The sequence below is a fragment of the Streptomyces sp. NPDC101194 genome (assembly GCF_044767885.1).
GTDB lineage: Bacteria > Actinomycetota > Actinomycetes > Streptomycetales > Streptomycetaceae > Streptomyces.
Window position 1 is genome coordinate 1 of record NZ_JBIWOS010000033.1, and the last position, 1,030, is coordinate 1,030.

The 1,030-nt window shown below is 64.6% G+C and carries 1 protein-coding gene; it reads right to left on the reverse strand.

Features of this window, described 5'->3' with window-relative positions:
• Positions 1-1,030: flavodoxin-dependent (E)-4-hydroxy-3-methylbut-2-enyl-diphosphate synthase (gene ispG, locus ACIRP2_RS39605; protein WP_404258614.1), on the reverse strand; the 1,030-nt coding region annotated here is incomplete at both ends.

Consider the following 1,030-nt stretch of genomic DNA (forward strand, 5'->3'; position numbering starts at 1 on the left):
TCGGCGATCTTCAGGGCTTCCTCGATCAGCGTCTCGACGATCTTCGACTCCGGCACGGTCTTGATGACCTCGCCCTTCACGAAGATCTGACCCTTGCCATTGCCCGAGGCGACACCCAGATCCGCCTCACGCGCCTCGCCCGGACCATTGACGACACAGCCCATCACGGCCACCCGCAACGGCACCTCCATGCCCTCAAGACCCGCACTGACCTGATCCGCCAGCTTGTACACATCCACCTGCGCCCGACCGCACGACGGACACGACACGATCTCCAGCCGCCGCTGCCGCAGATTCAACGACTCCAGGATCTGGATACCGACCTTGACCTCCTCGGCCGGCGGCGCCGACAACGACACCCGGATCGTGTCCCCGATCCCCTCCGACAGCAACGCACCGAACGCCACCGCCGACTTGATCGTCCCCTGGAACGCCGGACCCGCCTCCGTCACCCCCAGATGCAACGGATAATCACAACGAGCCGCCAGCTGACGGTACGCATTGACCATCACCACCGGATCGTTGTGCTTCACCGAGATCTTGATGTCCCGGAAACCGTGCTCCTCGAACAGCGACGCCTCCCACAGCGCCGACTCCACCAACGCCTCCGGAGTCGCCTTCCCGTACTTCGCCAGCAACCGCGCATCCAACGAACCCGCGTTCACACCGATCCGGATCGGCGTACCCGCATCGTTCGCCGCCCGCGCGATCTCCTTCACCTTGTCGTCGAACTGCTTGATGTTCCCCGGATTCACCCGCACCGCCGCACAACCCGCATCGATCGCCGCGAACACGTACTTCGGCTGGAAATGAATATCCGCGATCACCGGGATCTGCGACTTCTTCGCGATCACCGCCAACGCATCCGCATCGTCCTGCGTCGGACACGCCACCCGCACGATCTGACAACCCGACGCCGTCAACTCCGCGATCTGCTGCAACGTCGCACCCACGTCCGACGTACGCGTCGTGGTCATCGACTGCACCGACACCGGCGCGTCCCCGCCCACCGCCACCGACCCGACCTGGA